General features: G+C 66.7%; 1 protein-coding gene. It reads right to left on the bottom strand.

The window, feature by feature from the left end; all coding sequences use genetic code 11:
* The coding region (locus tag GVL12_RS25665; RefSeq protein WP_159918380.1) for an IS4 family transposase at positions 1-1,190 on the bottom strand (1,190 nt) is incomplete at both ends.

Here is a 1,190-nt window from a genome sequence, read left to right on the forward strand (position 1 = left end):
CCTTGGGCTTGCGCTTGGAGGTCGCCAACTGCTTGGGACTCATGCGCCCAGCCAGAAGTAGCAGGCGTTCGAGCAATTGCCGGGGCTCGTCATCGGCGCGCGGCAGTTGCTCAGGTGGCAGCAGGCGCAGCATCGTCCCGTAGTCGCTGGCGATGTCAACAGCCAGGTGGTAGGTGGACACATCCAGTTCAGGATGGCTCTCGCGGTGTGCATGCTCGATCAATTGCTTGAGCAAGGCCAGCACGTTATAGGCCAGCACAGCCACGGCAAAGCCCAGCAGCGCTGCCCTGGGATGACCCAGGGTCCTGATCTCGCTGTTGAGCACCGATTCGAGCCGACCGAACATGCCCTCGATGCGCCAGCGCTTGCGGTACAGCCGCGCGATGGTGGCCGCATCAACCTCGGGCGGCAGGTTGCTCCACAGCACGATGGCCTGGTCGCCCGATTCGGTGGGCGTGTGCAAGGCGATCTCGATACGCCGCCAATGCTTGAGCGCACCTTCATGCGGCTGGGCCAGCTCGATGGCCTGCTCGCGCACGCGCCCGGTCTCGATGTTGGTCTGCTCGCTCCACGGCCCGCACGACTGTAGCCGTGGATGCTTGGCATGCTCGCGCACAATGCAGCCCGCATCACGCTGAGCCAAGCCTTGCATGATGGCCTGGGTGCAGAAGTGCCGGTCGCCGATCCACACCTGCTGCGCTTGGGCTTGCTCGATCAGCGCTGCCGCGCCCGTGCGCTCGCTCTCGTAGGCATCCTCGCAGGCCACGATGTCACACACCAGTGCACTGTCCGGGTCATAGACCACCAACGTGTGGCCCGGTCGTGCCGCGCCCCGCAACCCGCGCAGCGGCGCCAGTCGCTTCTCGCTGGCCGGCAGGTGGTTGCCGTCGAACACCCGCAACTGCCAGCCCGGCAGGCTTTGGCGCTCGGGCAGGCAGCCCGCCAGCGGCACCAGTCGCTGTGCGCTGCCTTGCACCAGCGCACGCAGCACCGCAGGCTCGGTGCGCTGCACCTTGGCATACAACGCGGCCAATGACACGGGCAGCCGATCGGCCATCTTGCGGGCGGCTGCGTGCAGTGAGGGGCGCAGCCCCAGCGTGACCAGCAGCATCAACTCCACCACGCTGGAGAACAGCAGCTCACGCGGGTACTGCCGGCTGCGGTGCGCCTGGAACACCTCGTCGATCCAG

The sequence above is a fragment of the Pantoea sp. 18069 genome (assembly GCF_902706035.1).
Lineage (GTDB): Bacteria > Pseudomonadota > Gammaproteobacteria > Burkholderiales > Burkholderiaceae_C > Comamonas.